This is a genomic window from Paenibacillus sp. SSG-1 (assembly GCF_002224835.1).
GTDB lineage: Bacteria > Bacillota > Bacilli > Paenibacillales > Paenibacillaceae > Paenibacillus_AQ > Paenibacillus_AQ favisporus.
Window position 1 is genome coordinate 974,607 of record NZ_MBRK01000001.1, and the last position, 21,716, is coordinate 996,322.

Genomic DNA, 21,716 nt, shown 5'->3' on the forward strand with positions numbered 1-21,716 from the left:
ATTTCAGCTTATGAAAGGAATTACCTGGAAAAGTAGAAAGATTAGTAGTTGTTTCGGTCTTTTTAATTACCTTGATTTACGTTTGTCAAGGCAGTACGCAAATAACAGGATTCCAAAACAACATTTCTTAAAATCGGAGAATATGGTGGTAATTATCTAAAGACTTGATTTGCAGCGGTAAATTAGTACAATGGTTTTATGACAACTCAAAAAGTGATAAATGATGAGCTCAGAGTCAAAATATTTAAGGCGTTAGCTGATGAAACAAGATTGGACATCATTCGAGCTTTATACATCAGCAAGAATGAGATGAATTGTGGAGAGGTCGGCCACATTCGCGATACTACGAAATCAAATACGTCGTATCACTTGCGTACTTTAAAGGAGGCGAAATTGATCAAGGTACGAAAAGAAGCTCAAGCGAAGTATATGAGCATCGATTTGGAGACATTTCAAACTTACTTACCCGGATTTCTGGATACGTTGTAGAAAGAAATTCTCTTTTTTTATTTATTAGTTCAATGATCATTGAACAATAGAACTAACTATAGAGGGTGAATAGAATGATCCAATTAACTACTTTATTTTTCCTCATCATGTTTGTTATCGGTACAGATACGTTTTTGATTTCTCCGCTCATCCCCACGCTTCAGAACTTATTTCATATCCCAACGGAATATTCCGGTTGGATGGTTGGGGCTTATGCTTTAGGTTATGCCATTTTCGCATTAATCGCTGGACCGCTTTCCGATGGATGGGATCGCAAAAAAGTAATGCTTTTTGGCATGGTCTGCTTCTCGGTTTCAACCATATTATGCGGCTTTGCCACAAGTTTTTGGTCGATGTTCGTATTCCGTTTTTTAGCTGGAGTCAGCGCAGCATTTACGGCGCCTCAAGTCTGGGCATCGATTCCTGCTCTGTTTCCAACACCAAAAATAGCCAAAGTATCAGGAATCGTCATGGCAGGCTTAGCTGCTTCCCAAGCGTTCGGCATCCCTATTGGAAGTCTGCTTGCCTCAACCCATTGGTATTATCCTTTTTTTACAATCGGTGCATGTGCACTATTAGTGGCGGTATTCATCTTCTATGCTTTGCCCGAAATGAAACCAAATCATGGCCCAAAAACCAAGACTCCGATTTTCAGTAGATACATACCCTTATTGAACAGCCGAATGGCGAGAAGGGCTTTCCTCGCTCACTTCTTATTTCAGTGTGGATTCTTTGCCGCCTTTTCTTTCATTGGAAAATGGGTGACAGATCGTTTTCATCTTTCAATTGACCAAGCGGGGTACGTGATGTTTTTTCTTGGTCTCGGGAATATAGTCGGAAGCTTCGGCGGTGCCTATGTGATCAAAACGTTTAACCGTTTCAATACGCTAGTTGTGGGCTTTCTTGTCTCTATCGTATGTTTTATTGTTTTGCCTCACTTGTCATCGGTTGCGGCTTTCGAAAGTGTTTACTTTTTCATATTCGTTAACATGGGGATCGCTTTTCCCCTCATATTGGGAATGTTGAATTCATTAAATCCAACCATCCGCGGCACGACTTCCAGCTTGGCCAATTCAATCATGTATGCTGCGACAACGCTCGGGTCTTGGATCGCTGGCCTCATTTACGCGACTTTTAACGGTTTTTCTGCCGTTGGCATGTTTGCGGCTATATGCTTTGCCGGTTCCTTGTTATCTTTCATACTCAGCGGTATTTTGACCAGCCAAGCGAAAACAAAGAAGGAGATTGCATCATAAATGCAAGAAACTCATATGGATATTCTAAATTTTCCGAAATTTAACATCCTGAGTATATGTGAGAATGAGTTTGAATTTCTAATTCAAATGGTGACGAACTCTCCACCTTTGGCTTGCCCTCATTGTGGATGTATAGCCAACCTCTACAAACACGATAGCAGGGAACAGATTTGTATGGACTTGCCTCTTCACGGCAAGCGTGTAAGCCTTCTCATAAAGCGTCAGAGATATTGCTGTAGAGACTGCAATCGAACCTTTTGGGAACACTTAGACCACACCATAGACAAAAAGCGAAACTGCACCAAACGATTATTGTCTTATATAGAGACGCAAAGCATTGAACGTACGTTTGTTAGCATATCCGAGGATGTTGGATTGCATGAAAAAACAATACGCAACATCTTTCGAGATTACATCAACCGTCTTAGAGAAACGCATCGATATGAAACTCCCAATTGGCTTGGGATTGACGAAATTCACATCATTAAACCAAGATGCGTTTTAACCAACATTGAGGAATGTACTTTGTTGGATGTTTTGCCAAATCGTAATAAGGAAACCGTTGCAGATTACCTCTTACGCCTTCCAAATAGAGGACAAATCCGATACGTCACTATGGATATGTGGCAACCGTATAAGGACGCCGTAAGGGATGTATTGCCAAAAGCTCTTATCATCGTAGATAAATTTCACGTTGTCCGTATGGCAAACCAAGCGTTAGAAACCATTCGTAAGCAGATCCTTGAAGGATTATCGCCAAAAGAACGCCGCGGGCTGATGCCAGGCCGTTTTATCCTCTTAAAACGGGATATAGAGCTTACAGAGAAGGATCGGATTACGCTAGACCTTTGGAGAAAGAATCATCCGTCTCTCGTCACTGCTTATGACTTAAAGGAATCATATTTGGATATTTGGGAATGTGATAACAGACAAACGGCATTTCTTAAATACAACGAATGGAAAGCTAAAGTACCAACGGAACTGCAATCCGCTTTTGAACCACTGACAAAGGCTATGAAGAACTGGGAAGAAGAAATATTCGCTTATTTCGACCATCGCATTCGCATTCCAGATGCTTATACGGAATCTCTAATTAGACTTATTCGAGTCATTAATCGTTTAAGAAGGGGATACTCTTTTGAGGCCCTAAGCGCCAAGATACTCTTTACAGAGGGACTTAGAAAGCAATGCAACCCAAAGTACCAGAGGCGGTTTGATAACTACCATCTACGGGAGGAAAACTTCCCGATGTTTAATAAGCCAGCTATCGAAGTTGTTCGTGAGCCAGAAGAAATAATCTTCCTTGGAATTGATTTTTCCACCTTAATCGATAAATTGGAGAAGGACGAATGTTGACGATACCCGGCGTTTAATAGTCAAAAAGAGATGTCATTGCACTGGATCCATGGTGAGATGATTTCTCTTTTTTGTTTGTCTAAGGTATATTCAGATTTTTGTACGAAAGCAAACATTGAATGAATAAGGTTGTCCTCTAAACTCTGCCCCGGGCAGAGTTTTTGAGAGTGGTCCGGGAAACCTTCACAAGTTCTTCATAAGTTTTGGGTAGAATGTTTGGGAGATGAGGATTCAATCCAAATAGAAATATGCAAAGGTGTGTGACAAACTGTGAAAAAAGTATTCATTTTTATTAGCCTTGCAGCAATCCTGGTGCTAAGTGCGTGTGGAAACAAGGATAACGCAAACAATAATACGAACATGGACATGGGCAGCGACCATTCAAATATGGGGGATATGGGCAGCATGAACCATTCGGGTTCGGGTGAGGTTCCTGAAGGGTTGAAAGAAGCTCAAAATCCCACCTTCAAAGTTGGAGATGAGGTTGTGATCCATGCCAAGCATATGGAAGGGATGGATGGTGCCAAGGCTAAGGTGGTTGGGGCCTACGACACGGTGGCTTATGCTGTAACGTATACTCCAACCACTGGAGGTGAACCCGTCCCCAATCACAAGTGGATTATCCAGGAGGAAATAAAGGATGCGGGTAGTGAGCCCTTGCAGCCAGGAACTAAGGTGACCATCGAGGCTGATCACATGGAAGGTATGAAAGGCGCAGAGGGCACCATTGACTCTACTGAAAAAACAACGGTATATATGGTTGACTATACGCCAACTACAGGAGGAAACCCCGTTAAGAATCATCAATGGGTAGTCGAAAGTGAGCTTTCTAAATAGAGTATTTTTTAGCAGGTGAGTGATGCTGCGTGGCACAAGACGGCGAGTTCCTTTCTCCTTATGTACGTTATATGACTGATACTGTAAATATTGGATATGGGCAGCGTTATGACGTGTTATCGACAAGCTCAATGAAGATCATGGTTCGACTGTGTACTGACGGATAAATTAACCGATCTGACAATGCCAGATCGGTTTTTTGTTTGGCGTCTATATGATGATTTGCCTTAGTTTTTTGTTGCTCGGAATCTAGCCATTGACAAAAAAACTGATTATATACTACATTATGTAGGGTTACATTTTTTTAATCATTATTGCCGAATTTCTTGATACTGAAAACGGGGGAACCATTTTTGGGTGAAATATTCTCATTGAAGAATAGAGGGAACCTTCTACCGAACCCTTAGCTAACTCCGTAGGCATCGGAAGGAGAACTACATAGTGAAGAAAGTAATACTGTCAATGTTAGGTGCGGCCATTGTTTTTTCAGCAAGTGCAACCAGTTCCTTTGCCAGCTCCGTTAAACTCGAAAGTGAGGTGGATAAGGTCGTAGGCACTCCTTATCAGTGGGGCGGCACATCAGTGGCTGGTTTTGACTGTTCCGGCTTTATTTTATACATATTCGATAAATTCAATTTAGATTTACCCCGCACATCTAAAACACAGGCTCAAGCCGGAACTCCAGTAGATCGTGAAAACCTTAGAGCAGGAGACCTGGTATTCTTTAATACGGACGGTACGGGAATATCCCACGCGGGTATTTATATCGGCAATAATGAGTTTGCACACTCTTCAAGCAGTAAAGGCGTTACCATTAGCAAATTATCGGATTCATATTATAAAAATCGGTATGTTACAGCACGCCGCGTCGTGAGTCAACAAAGTTACCTGAAAATGATCAGTGAAATTTGATCTAGTCGGGATAATCTACCTAAATCAAAAATGAAAGCACCGGCTTAAGTCAGCCGGTGCGTTTTGTTGTTTATTCAGGGACGTTGTTCACATTGGGATCAGGCGTATAATTATTTTGATAATCATCATACATCACATCAGTTACCATTCCAGCGGAGGCGTGGTGTAAATCGTGGCAATGGAACATCCATTCACCGGGGTTGTCAGCTTCAAAAGCAACTTCATACGTTTCGCCAGGTTTGACGTTCAGCGTGTCTTTCATGATCGGAGATCCTTGAACTGGCTTGCCATTCTTGCTCAAGACTTGGAAGAAATGGCCGTGCAGGTGCATCGGGTGATCGTCCATTCTGGATTGATTTACAAAGGTCACCTTTACCTTATCTCCTTTTTTTACTTTGATTGTATCCGTGTCCGGAAAAACCTTTCCATTGATCGTGTAAACCATATCTCCATTTCTCATCTCGGTATTTAGATTCATCGTCACGTCTTCATCAAAGCTTTGATCCAAAGAAAATGCGGATGCAGACATGGTTCCGTACTTCTCCAAATCAAAATCGGGGAGTTCTTCGAAGGCATCGGAAGGGTCGGGTTTCGCATTGGAACCTTCGTATTGAATCATGGCTTTCATATTTTGTGCTCGATTATTCTTCGCGTGTTCTTCCAGCAACCAATTTCCGGGATGATCTGCGGTAAATTCAATGTCATATCGTTCTCCGGGAGCAATCGAGACGAATTGATCCTTGATCACAGCCGGGTCATTCACGGGCTGCCCGTCGGATGCAACAACCTTAAAGGAATGACCGTGTAAATGCATCCGGTGCGTGATGTAGCCGGCGTTAATCAACCGAAGTTTTACTTTTTCACCCTCTTTAACGGTAAGCTTATCGATCGCATCACCTGTTTTTCCGTTGATCGTATAAAGGTCATACATACTCATATCATGTCCTGCCATATTCATCCCATCGTTATCCATGTCCATATCTCCAGAACTCATCCATTCATCGAGCACAAGGGTGTAATCGCGGTCAGCGGTATCTTGGGGGTCTTCGACTACAAGAGAACCATACAAGCCTTTGTCCACTTGATTCACACTGTCTTGATGTGAATGGTACCAATAAGTACCCGGTACGGTGGCTTTAAATTCATAGGTGAAGGTCTTTCCGGGTTCAACAGCATCTTGTGTGACTCCTGGAATTCCGTCCATGTTGTTTGGAACCGGATAGCCGTGCCAATGGATGGAGACAGGCTGCTTGAGTTGATTTTTCAAGTTTATTTTGACCGTATCCCCAACCTTTACCCGGACTTGTGGACCGGGAACCGAGTTATTAAATGTCCAAACAGGAATGGTTTTTCCCTTCTCCACTTCAAGATTACTTTCCTGAGCGGTTATGGTGAATTCTTTACCATTCACAACAGGTGTTGCTGTTGTCAGTTTTGCGGATGTAGCGGATTCACTCGAGTTGGAAGTAGAGTTAGAACCCATATTCATTTTTGAATGATCCATGCCGTTCATATTGCTTACTTTCGAGCAGCCAGCCGCAAAAACGGCCACTGAGCTAGCGAGGATTATTGTTCTTAATATCGCTGCTTTCATTTGAAGAACCCCTTTCTAATTCTTTTGATGTAAGCCTCATTCATCATAAAGTAAACATGTATAGAAATGATGAAGATGGCTGGGGTAGTATAACTTTAGGCTTGAATATTATACCATAGGGGGGTATACTAATAACAAATCGAAAGGAGGAGTCGAAATTGAAAACCATTACTTTAAACGTAAACGGAATGAGCTGTCAACACTGCGTGAATTCCATTGAAGGAGCTCTTAAGCAAATAGGGGCTGGGGGGAAGGTTAACTTGTCCAATGCTTCTGTTGAAGTTCAATTCGATGAGACCAAACTTACGGAAAGCAAAATTAAAGAGACCATCGAAGACCAAGGTTATGACGTTGTTTAAGTAACCTTGAAGTGATATATAGAGGTGCCAAGAAAACCTTGGCGCCTCTAACTATGCTCGGAACAAGTGAACCCTTAATATAAGACATTGATGTCGTCAAAATGAAAAAAATCGGGAAGAAGCATAACAGGTCATTTCGTTGTGAGAAATGACCTGTTTGATTATATAGTCTTGCAGAGAACGGAAGTTGAGGCGTAGGAAAAAAAATCCGCCTATACGTTTGGAGGGAATTCATGCGTAGAATTTTAGTTGTTGAAGACGAGGAGAAAATCAGGGAAGTCATCGTCGCTTATTTAAAAAAGGAAGGGTTTGAAGCGCACGAAGCGGCTGGAGGGGAGAGTGCATGGAGTGAATTAGCCAATCAACCTTTTGATTTGGTTTTATTGGATCTTATGCTTCCCGATATGAACGGAGAGGAATTATGCCAGAAGATTCGAACAGCTTATCCCACACCAATTATTATGCTGACAGCTAAATCGTCCGTTTCACATCGTATTCATGGGTTGTCTGTTGGGGCAGACGATTATATGGTGAAGCCTTTCGATCCTCAAGAACTCATAGCCAGAATTCGCACTGTACTGCGGCGAACCAATCAGCAAGAACTTCTGGCCGATCGATTAGAATATGGCGAAGGACGTCTGATGATTGATAGCCATGCCAAACAGGTTTTCGTTCAACATAAACCCATCAGTTTAACCCCATCCGAATATAAATTGCTTCTAGTTATGGCGAGAAACTCGGAGCGTACGTTTTCCCGGGAAGAATTGATTGAACTCGTTATGGGCTTTGAATTTGATGGAGACTCGCGCATTATTGATCAGCATGTCAAAAATTTGCGTCAAAAAATAGAGGAGGACCCCAAGAACCCCTTATTCATCCGGACTGTTTTTGGTGCAGGATACCGCTTTAATGGGGGGAGTTTATGAAACGTACATTATCCTTTCGCTTAAGCACGGTTCTGATTTTATATACCGGCTTTATTTTGGTGATCGCTTCGATTGCTATGATCAATGCAACCCACTACCATTTTCAAATGTATGGACGCGAAATGTCCGAAGCGCAGCATTCAGCTGATTCACTGAATTCTCACTTGGAGCAAGCGATTATACAATCCATTGGCTTAACGATTGGGGGAGCTTTAATCGTCTCATTTGTGTTAAGTGTGTATATCGCCAAACGGATTTCGTCGCCATTAATCAGCATGAAAAATCTTACATTAATCATGGCCCGAGGAAAACGGGATGTGCGTCTCCCGTTGAAGAGTTTGCCCAGAGATGAACTGGAGGAGCTGGCCGCTTCCATCAATCACTTAGCTGAACAGCTGGAGCAGCAAGAAAAATTGAGAATCGCTATGACCGAAAATATTGCACATGAGTTGCGGACACCCTTAACCACATTGAATAGTTACCTCGCGGCTATTCAAGACGGAATATGGGAGCCTACTCCGGAACGGATCCAGTCCAGCCGTGAAGAAATTCACCGTTTGATTCAGCTGGTTCATGATTTGGAAGAGCTTCAAATCGTTAATTCCATCGATTTTCAATTCATGCTTGAGCAAGTCTCCTTAAAGAAGTCTATGGATCAAGTCATGGACCTCATGCGTCCTTCATTTCAACAAAAGGGAGTTAACCTGGAGAAAAAAGATATACCCAATGTTTGCGTAATTGCCGATGAAAGCCGGCTTATTCAAATCTGGACAAACCTGTTGTCTAATGCATTGAAATATACACCTGAAGGCGGTACCGTTGAAGTCAAGGGTACCGTCCGGTTAGGTGTGGTCCAAATTACCGTCTCAGATAATGGCATAGGAATTCCATCAGCGGATCTTCCACATATCTTTGAGCGTTTTTATCGGGTAGATAAATCACGCAGCCGTAAAATGGGTGGCGGTGGGCTTGGATTAGCCATTACCAAAACGTTGGTAGAGCGCCACGGTGGGCAGATATGGGCTGAAAGTGATCATGGTGCACAATTTTACGTACAATTACCGATACAAAGGTGAGGATTATAATGGCTGCAATCCTGACGCTCCTACGGGGGCGTTTTTTATTTTGATAGGAGCCAACTAATAACCCAACATTCGCTGTTTATTTCAAAAAAATAAATCGCTTGACAATATAGGGTAGGGGGCTATACTATATTCACATCAAGCCCGGTAATTTATGGTATTTCACCTCGTTCATCTGACGGCCGTCACGAGCGTGAAAGGGATGAAGGACCGGTTTTATTTCTCTAAAGGAGGATGATAGAAATGACAACTCAGTCTCAAGGTCTTTCCCAGGCTGATCCGAGGCGCTGGATGGCACTCGCATTGTTATGCCTTGCGAATTTTATGGTGATTATGGATACATCAATTATCGGGGTAGCTTTGCCCGCCATTAAAGAAGCGCTGGGGTATTCCCAGGAAAGCTTACAGTGGGTGTTTAATGCATACGTTATTTTCTTTGGCGGCTTTTTATTGCTGGGGGGCCGGTTGTCTGATCTGTTTGGACAAAAACGCATGTTCATGTGGGGTTTTCTTATTCTAACTGCAGCTTCGTTACTTGCAGGGCTAGCATGGAACGACACCGTACTCAACATCGGCCGAGCGCTCCAAGGCTTTGGGTCTGCACTCATTGCACCGTCCGCGTTAACGATCGTTATGATGTTATTTAGCGGAAATCCCAAGGAATTAGGGAAGGCGTTGGGATTCTGGGGGGCATCCGCTGCTGCAGGAGGTTCCGCGGGGGTGTTTCTTGGCGGTGTCATTACCGAATGGTTAAGCTGGGAATGGACATTTCTGATCAACGTCCCTGTCGGAATTCTTGCCCTACTATTGTCTCCCGGGCTTTTAGCAAAAGGAACACGCAGAAAAGGCGGCATTGATATCGTAGGATCCGTATTTGTTACGGCTGCATTAGTTTTAATAGTGTATGGGATTGTCACCGCAGAACATAACGGATGGGGAGCACCTACAACGATATGGACACTGATCTTAGGTTTAGCTCTATTTATCCTCTTCCTCATTGTTCAGGCGGTCAAAAAGGAACCCCTTGTACCTCTTCGAATTTTTAAGGCACCTAATCTAGCAGCAGGTAATATCGCACTGTTAATGTTATCAGGGGGATGGATCCCGCTTTGGTACTTCCTGAATCTATACATGCAGCAGGTTTTGAAATTTTCAGCTTTTACCGGCGGTGTTGCGCTGCTGCCGATGACCATTGTCATCGCCATTTTCATGATTGCGATAACGGGCAAGCTCATCGCCAAGATCGGCGTAAAAGCGAATATCGTAATAGGTTTGACTGCCTTAGGAGGTTCGATGATCCTGTTCTCCACGAACACCCCTGTAGACGGAACCTTCTTAGCGAATGTGCTGCCGGCTTCACTTTTAGGTGCGCTCGGGATGTCTCTGGCTTATATTCCTTCCATGATGTCTGCCATGAACGGAGCTAAACCTGAGGAAGCAGGGCTTGCATCAGGGCTTGCCAATACCAGCTACCAGATTGGTTCAGCGATCAGCTTGGCGATTATGGTTGCCATTGCTGCAACAACGAACTCGGCACAAGCAGGTGGTGATCCAACGGCAGCTCTGAACAGTGGATTTCAAGCTGCATTCTTGTGGTCGGGTATCGTTGCATTTATTGGCGCATTATTGGCATTGATCTTCATTCGTTCACCAAAAAAGGTTGGCTCCGACATCTCTAAATCGATGTAATCTTTTTAACTTCAGTCACCTTGTGGCTGAAGTTTTTTGACTCCGGCTAATTTTAGGTGATTTGGCGGCAGAGACATTAATGGGTGTTACCATCTTGACTTTATAGGGGCGGGGGGTATATATTGAGTGCAAGAGATTAATCATGCCGTGATATATGAAGTAAACCGATACGTTAGTAAGGATCTTTATACAGGAATGGAGGCAGGGACAATGAGTGTTGAACTGGAAACGGTAGAAAGTACTTTAGCAGAAAATGCAGGGTGCTGCTCAAGTGAGGAACCGGGTCGGAAGAGCCATCATTCCGAAAAAGAAAAAACCAATATGATATCCAGGTTGAACCGAATAGAGGGGCAGATCCGGGGGATCAAAGGATTGATCGAAAAAGACACTTACTGCGATGATGTTTTAAACCAGATTGCTTCGGTGCAATCGGCCTTAAATGGGGTAGGTAAGCTATTACTTGAGCATCACATGAAGAGCTGTGTTATCGATCGGATCCAAGAAGGTGACACTGAGGTTTTAGATGAGCTATTGAAAACCATGAATAAGTTAATGAAATAAAGACCTTAATAAAAGGCAGCGATCACGCTGCTTTTTATTTTGAATCATCATATAGGGTACTGGGGTACACAAAAAAATTTAGTAAAAGTGTTGACTAATTATAGGGTAGGGGGGTATACTAATTTCAAGGAAGTTGTTGGAAGGCAAAATAAACACCTTAATATAACAACCCATGAAAAAAAGTAATATCATGCAGGTTTTAAACTGTGAGAATGCATTTGCCATTATCCTTTAGGAGTGATGAACATGGAAGCCGTAGCCGGAAAAGAGAGCAAACAGACAACGCTGCAAATTACAGGAATGACTTGTGCTGCATGCGCCAACCGTATTGAAAAAGGACTGAATAAACTGGAAGGTGTTTCATCAGCCAACGTGAACTTTGCCTTGGAAAAAGCAAGTGTAACGTATGATCCAGGTAAGGTAGGCGTCGATAAGTTGGAGGAAACGATCAAAAAACTGGGGTATGATACGGCGAAAGAAGTCGTTGATTTTAACCTCGAAGGAATGACCTGTGCTGCGTGTGCTAACCGTATTGAAAAAGGCTTGAGCAAACTTCCCGGGGTTACTAACGCATCCGTCAACTTTGCGATGGAAACGGCAAGAGTTGAGTATTCGCCAGCTGATATTACCGTTTCTGATATGCAGAATAAAGTCAAGCAGCTCGGTTATAAAGCGGTAACGAAGCAAGAGAACAAGAAAACGGTCGACCACCGGAAACAAGAAATTAAGCATCAGAAACGATTGCTGCTTTTATCGGCAATCTTGTCCCTTCCGCTGCTGTGGAGTATGGTGGCACACTTTTCGTTCACATCATGGATCTACATGCCAGAAATTTTGATGAACCCGTGGTTTCAGCTCATTTTAGCAACACCGGTCCAATTTTATGTCGGAAAACAATTCTATGTGGGGGCCTATAAGGCACTCCGAAACGGCAGCGCCAATATGGACGTGTTGGTATCGCTAGGGACTTCAGCTGCTTATTTCTACAGTCTGTACCTCACGATTGACTGGTTCACTGCCGGAGCGAACGCCCACCACGGTCCATCATTGTACTATGAAACAAGTGCGATCCTGATCACTTTAGTCATCATGGGTAAGCTGTTCGAATCGCTGGCCAAGGGCCGGACTTCCGAAGCCATCAAGTCCCTGATGGGACTCCAGGCGAAGACGGCATTGGTTGTACGCGATGGTCAGGAAATGACGATTCCGGTCGATGAAGTGATTGTCGGGGATATGGTTCTTGTACGGCCCGGAGACAAAGTTCCGGTTGATGGTGTGGTGCTCGAAGGAACATCCTCCGTGGATGAATCCATGCTAACCGGGGAAAGCTTACCCGTTGAAAAGAATGCCGGTGATGCCGTCATAGGAGCGACCATCAACAAAAATGGCATGCTCCGTATTAAAGCAACCAAAGTCGGCAAGGAAACTGCGCTGGCACAGATTATTAAAGTGGTTGAAGAAGCCCAAGGTTCCAAAGCCCCGATTCAGCGGGTGGCAGACGTGATCTCCGGTATTTTTGTTCCCATTGTGGTAGGTATTGCGGTGGTCGCTTTCCTGGTCTGGTATTTCTTGGTCACACCTGGCGAGTTTGCAGAGGCTTTGGAAAAAGCAATCGCCATCCTGGTTATTGCCTGCCCATGTGCGCTGGGGTTGGCAACTCCAACATCGATTATGGCCGGGTCGGGTCGTGCTGCAGAGCTCGGGATCTTGTTCAAAGGCGGAGAACACCTTGAACAGACTCATAAGATTGACGCCATAATTCTGGATAAAACAGGAACGGTAACGAAAGGTAAACCTGAACTTACGGATGTGCTTACAGAGATGGACGAAGTAGACTTCCTTAGATTTGTCGGCGCTGCGGAGAAAAATTCGGAACACCCTTTGGCCGAAGCGATTGTGACCGGCATTCAGGAGCGCAATATTTCCCTTCCTGGAACAGAAGCTTTTGAAGCTATTCCAGGCTACGGAATCCAGGCTGTCGTCGAAGGAAAAGAACTGCTGATCGGTACTAGAAGATTGATGGAAAAGTACGATGTAGACGCTATGCATGCCTACGAAACGATGTCCAGACTCGAAGAAACAGGAAAAACAGCTATGCTCGTAGTGATCGATAAGCAATATGCCGGCATGGTTGCGGTGGCGGATACCATTAAAGAGACTTCTAAAGAAGCTGTCCAGCGCTTAAAAGGAATGGGCATTCAGGTGATCATGATCACGGGTGATAATGAGCGTACAGCCAAAGCGATCGCTGCCCAGGTTGGCATTGATCATGTACGTGCAGAAGTGTTGCCCGAAGGGAAAGCAGAAGAAGTTAAAGCCCTGCAGGCCCAAGGAAAAACCGTAGCCATGGTGGGTGATGGCATTAACGATGCTCCGGCATTAGCCACAGCCGATATAGGAATGGCTATTGGGACAGGAACGGATGTTGCCATGGAGGCGGCCGATGTGACCTTGATGCGTGGCGATCTGACGAGTATCCCGGACGCCATCTATATGAGCCGTAAAACGATGAGTAATATTCGCCAGAATTTATTCTGGGCGCTTGGTTATAACACTCTAGGCATTCCGATCGCAGCCATCGGTCTGCTGGCACCTTGGGTAGCAGGAGCAGCGATGGCTCTGAGCTCCGTATCCGTTGTACTGAACGCACTTCGGCTGCAGCGTGTAAAAGTACGCAGCTAACGATTGCAGCAGAAACGATAAAATTGCCAACAGCAAGCGAAAGGAGGTGAATAGGATGCAAGATGCAAACGTCAAAGTACATGGAATGAGCTGCCGTTCATGCATTAGTAAAATTGAAGGAACATTGAATTCCATCGGTGTGGAGGGAAAGGTTCATTTTGATCAAGGTACCGTTGAGGTCAAGTACGACGAATCAAAATTTACCCTGGGAGATATTAAGGATGTTATCCGGAGTAAAGGGTATGAGGTCGCTAATTAATATCAGGAAAAGGAAGTGAGAGTATGTCCGCCAACGTAAAAATCTACACGATCCCCACCTGCAGTGATTGCAATCATGCGAAGCGATACTTCAAAGAGCAAAACGTTCCTTATATGGAATATAACTGCGAAGAAAACCCTGAATATGCAGTAGAAGTTAAAAATCTTACGGGTAAACAAATTGTTCCGACCATCCTTATTGACGATAAAGTGTTCATTGGGTTTGCAGAAAATTTCAAAGAAATAAGTGCATTACTGGCATGAATAGGATTTGGAGGGTTCAAAGGGCTCTAACTTGCAGAATTTCAAGTTAGAGCCCTTTTACGTTGCAACTTGCTGGAGGTTGGTATTTCTGGAACAAGTTCGAGCCAGCCAAGAGGCGGGATGAGCATCTGCTAAAATGTACAACGGATATTAGACCAAATGGGTTGCTAATTTTGGCTTGACTCGTAAAAAAATGATAATGGTACTGCTTCCGCTATAGCCTTATTCCCATCGTCATTGGGGTGGGTTTTGTCGCCTGAATCGTAAATATGGAGCATCTCAGTCGGCTCTCGTGGATCCGCCAATGTCCGATCCAAGTCGATGATTAGATCAGTTTGAGCGTTAGAACGGATCCATTGATTCACTTCTTGACGTACTTTTTCCCGCTCATCAGTAAAAAAATGTGATTTCCCAAAGGGGGTCACGGTACATATTACTACCTTGAGATGTTGTTTCTTTGTTCGGTCGATCATTTCATTCAACCCTCTTATCAATTGTTCCGAGGTAGCATCACCGAAAATATCATTGATGCCGCAATTAAATATGATTCCCTTTAGACCTGGCTGGGTAAAACCTTCCCGCTCTAAACGATCAAGCATTCGTTCACCGGCATTTGCTAAACCAAGAGCTGCCCCTTCTTCAACATCTCTTGCATCTCTTAAAATCATGTTGCCGGTTAGTCCCGCGTTTAGAATCGAGGGCAACGGCTGATCACTCACTTGACGGATTCGATTCAGCAATAAGTCTGGCCAGCGTTGGTTAGCATTTAGACTGGAAGCATAGCCTTCTGTAATGGAGTCTCCCATCACAACAAAAACCCCAGGATCAACCCCTGAAGACATCATTTCTACATCTAATGCGGTTAACCAATAATACGAATGTGTCGTAGTATCAAATATATCGGCATCGTTCACCTTAGTTTGGTTTCCTTGCGCGATGTACGTGGAACGAGCAGGGGAAAAGTGCCAAGTTGAAACCTTTGTATAAACGGGCAAATAGAGACTAATGGTTAAATCAGCGCTTGGATCAGCATGATACGAGACAGGATCACTATACAATTCTTTCCCAACCGGTATGACAACCTTGGATGACCCTTTAAATGTAACATTGCCAACATCTTGATCATCAAAATTTACATTATTGCGGTGGCTTGATAGCGTGACACTGTCAAGTGTTAAGGGGTAAACTCCGTAACGATTAGAAAATTTAATACGCCATATCGATCCGTAATCATGAGGATGTATCACCATGCGTACAGTCTGGTTCTCGAATGAAGCATGGGAGAAAGCATGACCAAAAAACCGATCATCAAATTGGGTTTGACTCGCATACCATGATCTTTTCCATTGAGACATACTAAATACTCACCTTTCTTTTAGGATAGTATACCCCCCTTATCTATTCTTATATCATTTTAATTCCATACATGCAACGTAACTAGCCCGTAAGTGAGCAAGTGGATGGAACATTTCTATTTATTGGTTCTAGTCGAAATTGATGTATATAGGTGAATTAATATATTCAATCCAGGTATGCTATATCCGGCGCTTACTAAAGGAACTCCTCTCATTAAATATGAAAACACGCCTTGATGTATCTACGCTTCCATACGTCTATACGGCTTGTCATTAGAGTGCATAGAATATATCAAATCTAGCATCTTGAAAGTGGTGACAAGTATGAAGATAGAGAATGTGAAAGGTGCTTATGACATTATAATCGGCTTGGGAAGCTGGTGCGGGCCATCCATCTTTTTGTGGCGACGTCAGCTGCGGCGTTTCTCCTTGCCGTTAGACTGGATGATCTCGAAATCGGTCACGGACGTGACCCGGTTGTTAGAGAATCGGTTCGAAGGTTTTATGGATCTCGGGCAGCTCCGGAAGATAGAAGGCACTTCTGACTATTTAGAAGACGGAATCGCAGTACCGAAAGGAGACGGGACATATCATAACGCTCATTTTATTCTAGATACACGCTATAATGTTATTTCCGTCCATGATTTCCCCGTTATCCCCTACCAGGATTGGACGGCCACCTACGGCGCATACAGTGAGAGACTTATTCGTCGAATTCAAAGGTTTTTACATGTGCTCGATCACAGTCGTTCTGTTCTGTTCATCAGGTGGGGAGAAATCGGGGAAGCGGAAGCCGTCAAGCTTCATGCTGTCGTATCCTCGTTGACTCCGGGCAACTGCAGAATACTATTCATGCAGACCGTATCCGGGTTGCAGTCGATTCAAGAGATTGATTGGGGACAAGACGGCATCGCTACGCTGCAGGTTCCCCTCGATGAGCTCTATCATGAATCCGCTTGGGACTGTACCATGAACGGTCTGTCTTTAACGGGGCGTTGGTAGTATTGGTAGCGGGGAATAAAGTTGCACACGATGTTATGTTTTCACTTTAGTCCATTCATTCTCCTTGATCCAAACACTTTGGACTTTGATACCAAGGTTCTTTTTCTGTAATCAGCCGCTTGGATATGTGAAATGGGTACTCGTCATATTCACTATATAGAATATGACGAGATTTAGGGATGACTGGACATGAAATGCGAAATCGCGGCGGATATCCGGTAAAATGCAGTGTTGCCTTCCAACGGCCGGCTGCAGACTACCGGTCCGACGCAGTAGCCTACTCACGGGGTTGGAACGTACAAATCATTCGATATCCCCCAGAATCATTTCATGTAACGCCGTTCCTGTAAGGACCATAGGATATACATTCTCTTCTTTCGGTACGACAAACTCCACAAGTACGGGACCAGGTGTATTTAGAGCCTCTTGCCAAACACGGATAGCATCTGCTTTATTACTCGCTCTCAACCCTTTGATGCCGTAGGCTTCAGCCAGCTTTACGAAATCGGGGCTGCCGGCAAGGTCGATCTGGCTGTAACGCTTGGCATAACTGAGTTCCTGCTGCTGCTTAACCATCCCCAACACTTGGTTGTTAATCACGACAATTTTGACAGGAATCCGATGAATGGAACAAATAGCCATCTCCTGCGCGCACATTTGCATGCCACCGTCACCGTTTACGGAAACCACAAGACGATTTGGATTCCCGATCTGTGCGCCAATGGCGGCCGGTAACCCGAACCCCATCGTTCCAAGACCTCCTGAGGTGATCAGCGAGCGGGGATGGTTAAACTTGTAAAATTGAGCTGCCCACATCTGGTGCTGGCCAACGTCCGTGGTTATGATCGCCTCGCCTTGTGTGGTTTCATGGATCATTTCAATGACAAATTGGGGCTTAAGCTCCGTATCCGAATCTTTATACCGAAAAGGAAAATTTCGTTTGTATTCCTGAATTTCTTGGATCCAACGATCGGATGGGGAGGCGGCAGCTTTCGTATTCGCATAGTCCAGTACAGCCTTGATATCACCGATGCACGCAATATCCGCCTTGATGTTTTTGCCAATTTCAGCCGGATCAATATCGATATGGGCAATCCGTTTGGCATGGGGGGCGAAACCATCCACCCTCATGGTCACCCGGTCATCAAACCGCGAACCCATGGAAATAATCAGATCGGCATGCTGGATGGCCATATTCGCTGCATATGCGCCATGATGGCCCGCCATGCCCAGCCACAGGTCGTGCGCACTTGGAAAACCTCCCAAACCAAGCAATGAGGTCGCCACCGGAATGTTGGTTTTATTCACGAACTCCAGCAGCTCATTGGATGCACCTGAATAAACCACTCCTCCTCCGGCGATCATGACCGGTCTTTCGGATTCGGTAATCGCTTGAATCAAGGTATCGATCGGGTCTGTATCCAATTTCGGATCGGAATCGTACCCTCGAAGATGAATCGGATCCGCTGGCTGGTAGTACAGCTTGTGATTGGATACATCCTTAGGAATGTCGATTAATACAGGACCTTTCCTGCCCGTATTCGCAATATGGAAGGCTTCGTGCACGATACGCGGCAGGTCTTGCACATGACGAACGGAGTAACTGTGTTTCGTTATGGACAGGGTCATGCTGACGATATCCGCTTCCTGAAAAGCATCCGTGCCCATAACCGTAGTCGACACGTTGCCCGTAATGATGACGAGAGGTGTGGAATCCATATAAGCCGTCGCAATCCCGGTAATCAAATTTGTCGCTCCCGGACCAGATGTGGCGATGCAGACGCCGACTTTCCCTGTCGACCGGGCATAACCGTCTGCTGCGTGTATCGCTCCCTGCTCGTGCCGGGCCAGAATGTGTTTGAACTCCGGATTGTCGACCATAGCGTCATAAATGTACAGCGCGTTGCCTCCGGGATAACCAAAAACATGTTCAACCCCCTCGAGCAATAAACAGCGCAAAAGGCATTCGGATCCTGTGATGAGTTCAGCCTCGTCTCTCTTCGTTTCCATGTGATATCCCTCCAATAAAAAAGTCCCCTCTCATCCCAAAAGCCGGCAGCATACTGCCGTACTAAAGGGGCGAAAGGGGTTTATTTTCGCGGTACCACCCTGGTTTGCCTAAAATCTCACGATTTTGGGCCTCACGAAGTAAAGTGTTTCCTTACTTCCGGCACAGTAACGTGTGCCCATCCGGTTGAGACTACTCACTGAATCAAGCGCTTGATCCGGTTTTCGATCAACAGCTCGGAGATGACGTTCATGCTAGGGGTTAAGGCAAAGGTTTCAGCATTTCCTTCGCTCTCTGGACATAAGAGCCCTTGACACTTTTTTCTCTTCATCGCTTGTTTGTTATATACATAAAAACCCCTCTCCTCCCATGCTCGGCAGCGATCTGCCGAACGATAGGGACGAAAAGGGGTTATTTTCGCGGTACCACCCTGGTTTGCCTGAAATCTCACGATTCCGGCCTCATGAAGTAAGGAATCCCTTACTTCAGCACGATAACGTGTGCCCATCCGTTTGGAACTACTCGCCAAATCAACGCTCCAATTTGGTTTTCGATCAACAGCTCCGAGGTGACTGATAAACAAGGGGTTAAGGCAAAGGTTTCAGCATTTCCTTCGCTCTCTGGACATAAGAGCCCTTGGTACTTTTTCCTCTTCATCGCTTTTCAAATGATATTATGAGGATATTATCACAGACGCCATGTTTTTTTCAACAGGTACTTATTCATACTGGTTTTAAGAATAGAAAAAACCGGAAAGCTGCAGGCTTTCCGGATTAATTTATACTTACATCATAGGTGGGTTCGAGTAGGCCTCAGCATTGAAGCTTGTCTCCTGCTGTGGGCGTATTCAGTCCAAGCGTACCGAATAGTGCCGAAGCAGGCAGGGCCAAAATATCAAGAACGGAACCTATTGGAACCGCAATAGCTTCAGCCGTACTGGAATTTAAGGATACCTGTGTGTCTACTAATAAATTGGGCCAACAAGGGGAGAGAGAGGCACAGAAAAAAAGCATGACAGCTAAGTGTCATGCTTCTTCGTATGTAATTCCCTGTTCATCAAACACTTTTATGACGACAAACATCGCATCCAGCGTCTTGGGAAAACCCGCATAAGATACACAGTGCATGACGGCCTCTACAATCTCATTAGGCGTGAGCCCGGCATTCAGAGCCCCTTGAATATGGAAATCGAGCTGAGCGGCCGCTCCTGAAGCAATCATAGCCCCTATGGTAAGCAGGCTCCGCTGCTTTAAATCCAGGCCTGGACGGGAATACAGCGAGCCATAAGGGAACTCGACAATCAGCTTGGCCATGTCAGGACTGAATTTCTCCATTTTTTTAACCGTCGCGTTCAACGTTTCTTCACTGACCATCCGTTGTAACACTTCTATTCCTTTATCATACCGATTCGATTCCATATACGTCCTCCGTAAGTTTTAATCTAAGCTAAGCAGTCTGGTGAGGATTGGCGGGATTTCTTGAGGGTCCACCATGACCTCGATGACCGCTACTGTATTCGACTGCAAAGCTGTCTGAACCGCCTGCTTGATGTCGGTTTCATTCTCACAGCGAAATGCCGTTGCGCCCATGGATTGGGCAAACAAGCTAATATCCAGCGGCCGCTCATAGACAGCACCAACGGAGCGTCCCGTGTTATAGGACATTCCCTTTTCCACCATATCTAAGCGACCGTTATTCAGTACAAAGAAGATAACCGGAATCCCGTGGTTCACTGCTGTCGATATCTCGGTGCCGTGCATCATGATGCAGCCGTCGCCGGTCACACAGACGACAGGGCAATCTTGCATAGCTATTTTCGCTCCGATCGAATAGCCGATCGCCGCTCCCATCGCGATGAACACCTCATCGAAAAAGAACGTACCGGGCTCGATGATTTCGAAATGCTGTACGGCATGAAAGGAGTGACTTCCTGCGTCTCCGAAGAGTACCGCCTCTTTCGGAAGCACGGCCCGCAGGCTCCTGAACGCCGCTCCCGCCGACAACGTGGTGGATTCCAACTGGGAGGACGCAGCTGCTGCCGCTTGTGCCCGCGGTGTCAGCATCTCATGCTCTTTGGACGTTGCCCCGCTCCGCAAAATGAGCTGAGTCAAGTTGGAGCGGATATCGCCAAGGATCAATTGCGTCGGCGCCTGAATGGTTTTGCCTGCAAACGTAATGTCATACTCAAATTGCAAGACCTTGTCCGGCTCCATATCGGCCGTAAATCCGGACAAAGACATGTCGCACAATTTGCTGCCGACGACGATCATCAGGTCAACGCCGGATTTCAAATAGTCGGTTGCATACTTGGAACCGCCGAGGCCATACCCGCCCAAGTATAAGGGATGATGGGTAGGAAAGGCTCCTTTCCCGCCAGGGGTGGTCATTACAGGAATTCCCCAATGTTCTGCAATCGTCTGCAATTGGTCATAGGTATCCGACATGACGGCCCCTTTGCCCACGAAGAGGACAGGTTTCTTGGCCTCGTCCAGCAACGTGATGGCCTTATCAATGTCAGGAGATACAACGGGTGAAATATGATCCGGCAATGGCAGGTAGAAGGTCTCCACTTCCTCCATCAGCACATCAAATGGGATGCACAGATGAACGGGTCCCTTTTCGCCGGTGTAGGCTTTTTCCAAGGCATGTTTAAGGTAGAGATAGAGCGTGTCCCCCCGTTCGATGCGAGCACTGAACAAGGTGACAGGTTCGAACATTTTAACCAAATCTGCCCCGAACTGGCTTGAATCCTGGCTTAAAGCGCGCCCAGTCTCTTGCATCGAAGGCTGTCCGGTAATGAACAATACAGGCAGCTGGAATTCTTTGGCCTGCGCTGCGGCTGTAATCAGGTTTGTTCCTCCCGGCCCGGAAGTGCCAATCGCGATCCCCATCGTTTTTGCTGCCAGGGCATAACCGGATGCTTCAAACCCACAGCCGGCTTCGTGACGACCCAGCACATATTGAATATCATAGTTTTCGAGTTCCAGCATCAGCGGAGAAATGGACTTTCCGGGAATGCCGAACACGTGGGTAATTCCCCATTTTTTAAAATGCTCGACTAATATTGTATACACTCTTTGTTTCAT

General features: G+C 45.3%; 19 protein-coding genes and 1 riboswitch. Of the genes, 14 read left to right on the forward strand and 5 right to left on the reverse strand.

Annotated elements, in window-relative coordinates; all coding sequences use genetic code 11:
* The first annotated feature begins 198 nt into the window (after window positions 1-198).
* The 5 genes from BCV73_RS04630 to BCV73_RS04650 all read left to right on the forward strand — a co-directional run bounded on the left by BCV73_RS04630 (window position 199) and on the right by BCV73_RS04650 (window position 4,850).
* Complete coding sequence (locus BCV73_RS04630) at window positions 199-489, forward strand: ArsR/SmtB family transcription factor (RefSeq protein ID WP_089546265.1); 291 nt, start codon at window positions 199-201, stop codon at window positions 487-489.
* 74 nt (window positions 490-563) lie between these two features.
* Window positions 564-1,745 carry an MFS transporter gene (locus BCV73_RS04635; RefSeq protein ID WP_076169056.1) on the forward strand — a complete coding sequence of 394 codons (1,182 nt, stop codon included), beginning with the start codon at window positions 564-566 and terminating at the stop codon, window positions 1,743-1,745.
* Between the two features lie 15 nt (window positions 1,746-1,760).
* A complete protein-coding gene (locus tag BCV73_RS04640) occupies window positions 1,761-3,101 on the forward strand; it encodes an ISL3 family transposase (protein WP_089550095.1) in 1,341 nt (446 codons plus the stop codon).
* Between the two features lie 270 nt (window positions 3,102-3,371).
* Window positions 3,372-3,938 carry a YdhK family protein gene (locus BCV73_RS04645; protein ID WP_256992739.1) on the forward strand — a complete coding sequence of 189 codons (567 nt, stop codon included), beginning with the start codon at window positions 3,372-3,374 and terminating at the stop codon, window positions 3,936-3,938.
* A 305-nt stretch (window positions 3,939-4,243) separates the two neighbouring features.
* A riboswitch (cyclic di-AMP (ydaO/yuaA leader) is annotated at window positions 4,244-4,375 on the forward strand.
* A gap of 4 nt (window positions 4,376-4,379) precedes the next feature.
* Window positions 4,380-4,850, forward strand: coding sequence for a C40 family peptidase (locus BCV73_RS04650; RefSeq protein WP_076169050.1), 471 nt, complete (start codon window positions 4,380-4,382; stop codon window positions 4,848-4,850).
* A gap of 70 nt (window positions 4,851-4,920) precedes the next feature.
* On the opposite strand, the gene BCV73_RS04655 is transcribed toward BCV73_RS04650, so the two are convergent.
* A complete protein-coding gene (locus BCV73_RS04655; protein ID WP_089546266.1) occupies window positions 4,921-6,444 on the reverse strand; it encodes a multicopper oxidase family protein in 1,524 nt (507 codons plus the stop codon).
* Window positions 6,445-6,602: 158 nt separating this feature from the next.
* Between BCV73_RS04655 and BCV73_RS04660 the strand changes: the two genes are divergently transcribed.
* The 8 genes from BCV73_RS04660 (at window position 6,603) to BCV73_RS04695 (ending at window position 14,265) form a co-directional block, all read left to right on the forward strand.
* Window positions 6,603-6,803 (forward strand): copper ion binding protein, encoded by a 201-nt coding sequence (locus tag BCV73_RS04660; RefSeq protein WP_076169045.1) that lies wholly within the window; start codon window positions 6,603-6,605, stop codon window positions 6,801-6,803.
* A gap of 233 nt (window positions 6,804-7,036) precedes the next feature.
* Entirely contained in the window at window positions 7,037-7,729 is a 693-nt protein-coding gene (locus BCV73_RS04665; RefSeq protein ID WP_089546267.1) for a response regulator transcription factor, read from the forward strand.
* Window positions 7,726-8,805, forward strand: coding sequence for a sensor histidine kinase (locus BCV73_RS04670; protein WP_076169041.1), 1,080 nt, complete (start codon window positions 7,726-7,728; stop codon window positions 8,803-8,805). Before BCV73_RS04665 ends, BCV73_RS04670 begins: the two co-directional genes overlap by 4 nt.
* 249 nt (window positions 8,806-9,054) lie before the next feature.
* Window positions 9,055-10,500 (forward strand): MFS transporter, encoded by a 1,446-nt coding sequence (locus tag BCV73_RS04675; RefSeq protein ID WP_089546268.1) that lies wholly within the window; start codon window positions 9,055-9,057, stop codon window positions 10,498-10,500.
* Window positions 10,501-10,710: 210 nt separating this feature from the next.
* Window positions 10,711-11,061, forward strand: coding sequence for a metal-sensitive transcriptional regulator (locus BCV73_RS04680; protein WP_089546269.1), 351 nt, complete (start codon window positions 10,711-10,713; stop codon window positions 11,059-11,061).
* A gap of 246 nt (window positions 11,062-11,307) precedes the next feature.
* Entirely contained in the window at window positions 11,308-13,743 is a 2,436-nt protein-coding gene (locus BCV73_RS04685) for a heavy metal translocating P-type ATPase (protein WP_089546270.1), read from the forward strand.
* 55 nt (window positions 13,744-13,798) lie between these two features.
* The gene (locus BCV73_RS04690) at window positions 13,799-14,002 is read left to right on the forward strand and encodes a heavy-metal-associated domain-containing protein (protein ID WP_076169034.1); all 204 of its coding nucleotides are present in this window, start codon (window positions 13,799-13,801) and stop codon (window positions 14,000-14,002) included.
* A 23-nt stretch (window positions 14,003-14,025) separates the two neighbouring features.
* A complete protein-coding gene (locus tag BCV73_RS04695; RefSeq protein WP_089546271.1) occupies window positions 14,026-14,265 on the forward strand; it encodes a glutaredoxin family protein in 240 nt (79 codons plus the stop codon).
* Window positions 14,266-14,432: 167 nt separating this feature from the next.
* Here BCV73_RS04695 and BCV73_RS04700 read toward each other — a convergent pair whose 3' ends face one another.
* A complete protein-coding gene (locus tag BCV73_RS04700; RefSeq protein WP_089546272.1) occupies window positions 14,433-15,620 on the reverse strand; it encodes a GDSL-type esterase/lipase family protein in 1,188 nt (395 codons plus the stop codon).
* Between the two features lie 324 nt (window positions 15,621-15,944).
* On the opposite strand from BCV73_RS04700, the gene BCV73_RS04705 reads away from it, so the two are divergent.
* A complete protein-coding gene (locus tag BCV73_RS04705; RefSeq protein WP_076169028.1) occupies window positions 15,945-16,622 on the forward strand; it encodes a DUF1796 family putative cysteine peptidase in 678 nt (225 codons plus the stop codon).
* 303 nt (window positions 16,623-16,925) lie between these two features.
* Here BCV73_RS04705 and ilvB read toward each other — a convergent pair whose 3' ends face one another.
* The 3 genes from ilvB to BCV73_RS04725 all read right to left on the reverse strand — a co-directional run bounded on the left by ilvB (window position 16,926) and on the right by BCV73_RS04725 (window position 21,716).
* Entirely contained in the window at window positions 16,926-18,632 is a 1,707-nt protein-coding gene (ilvB, locus tag BCV73_RS04710; RefSeq protein ID WP_089546273.1) for a biosynthetic-type acetolactate synthase large subunit, read from the reverse strand.
* 1,023 nt (window positions 18,633-19,655) lie between these two features.
* Window positions 19,656-20,048, reverse strand: coding sequence for a carboxymuconolactone decarboxylase family protein (locus tag BCV73_RS04720; protein ID WP_089546275.1), 393 nt, complete (start codon window positions 20,046-20,048; stop codon window positions 19,656-19,658).
* An 18-nt stretch (window positions 20,049-20,066) separates the two neighbouring features.
* On the reverse strand, window positions 20,067-21,716 hold the full coding sequence (locus BCV73_RS04725) for a thiamine pyrophosphate-binding protein (RefSeq protein WP_089546276.1): 1,650 nt from the start codon (window positions 21,714-21,716) through the stop codon (window positions 20,067-20,069).

Bases quoted from the DNA above. Each gene is read 5' to 3' on its own strand.
- BCV73_RS04630 (WP_089546265.1), top strand. From the start codon at position 199: ATGACAACTCAAAAAGTGATAAATGATGAGCTCAGAGTCAAAATATTT.
- BCV73_RS04635 (WP_076169056.1), top strand. From the start codon at position 564: ATGATCCAATTAACTACTTTATTTTTCCTCATCATGTTTGTTATCGGT.
- BCV73_RS04640 (WP_089550095.1), top strand. From the start codon at position 1,761: ATGGATATTCTAAATTTTCCGAAATTTAACATCCTGAGTATATGTGAG.
- BCV73_RS04655 (WP_089546266.1), bottom strand. From the start codon at position 6,444: ATGAAAGCAGCGATATTAAGAACAATAATCCTCGCTAGCTCAGTGGCC.
- BCV73_RS04665 (WP_089546267.1), top strand. From the start codon at position 7,037: ATGCGTAGAATTTTAGTTGTTGAAGACGAGGAGAAAATCAGGGAAGTC.
- BCV73_RS04670 (WP_076169041.1), top strand. From the start codon at position 7,726: ATGAAACGTACATTATCCTTTCGCTTAAGCACGGTTCTGATTTTATAT.
- BCV73_RS04675 (WP_089546268.1), top strand. From the start codon at position 9,055: ATGACAACTCAGTCTCAAGGTCTTTCCCAGGCTGATCCGAGGCGCTGG.
- BCV73_RS04680 (WP_089546269.1), top strand. From the start codon at position 10,711: ATGAGTGTTGAACTGGAAACGGTAGAAAGTACTTTAGCAGAAAATGCA.
- BCV73_RS04685 (WP_089546270.1), top strand. From the start codon at position 11,308: ATGGAAGCCGTAGCCGGAAAAGAGAGCAAACAGACAACGCTGCAAATT.
- BCV73_RS04690 (WP_076169034.1), top strand. From the start codon at position 13,799: ATGCAAGATGCAAACGTCAAAGTACATGGAATGAGCTGCCGTTCATGC.
- BCV73_RS04695 (WP_089546271.1), top strand. From the start codon at position 14,026: ATGTCCGCCAACGTAAAAATCTACACGATCCCCACCTGCAGTGATTGC.
- BCV73_RS04700 (WP_089546272.1), bottom strand. From the start codon at position 15,620: ATGTCTCAATGGAAAAGATCATGGTATGCGAGTCAAACCCAATTTGAT.
- BCV73_RS04705 (WP_076169028.1), top strand. From the start codon at position 15,945: ATGAAGATAGAGAATGTGAAAGGTGCTTATGACATTATAATCGGCTTG.
- ilvB (WP_089546273.1), bottom strand. From the start codon at position 18,632: ATGGAAACGAAGAGAGACGAGGCTGAACTCATCACAGGATCCGAATGC.
- BCV73_RS04720 (WP_089546275.1), bottom strand. From the start codon at position 20,048: ATGGAATCGAATCGGTATGATAAAGGAATAGAAGTGTTACAACGGATG.
- BCV73_RS04725 (WP_089546276.1), bottom strand. From the start codon at position 21,716: ATGAAACAAAGAGTGTATACAATATTAGTCGAGCATTTTAAAAAATGG.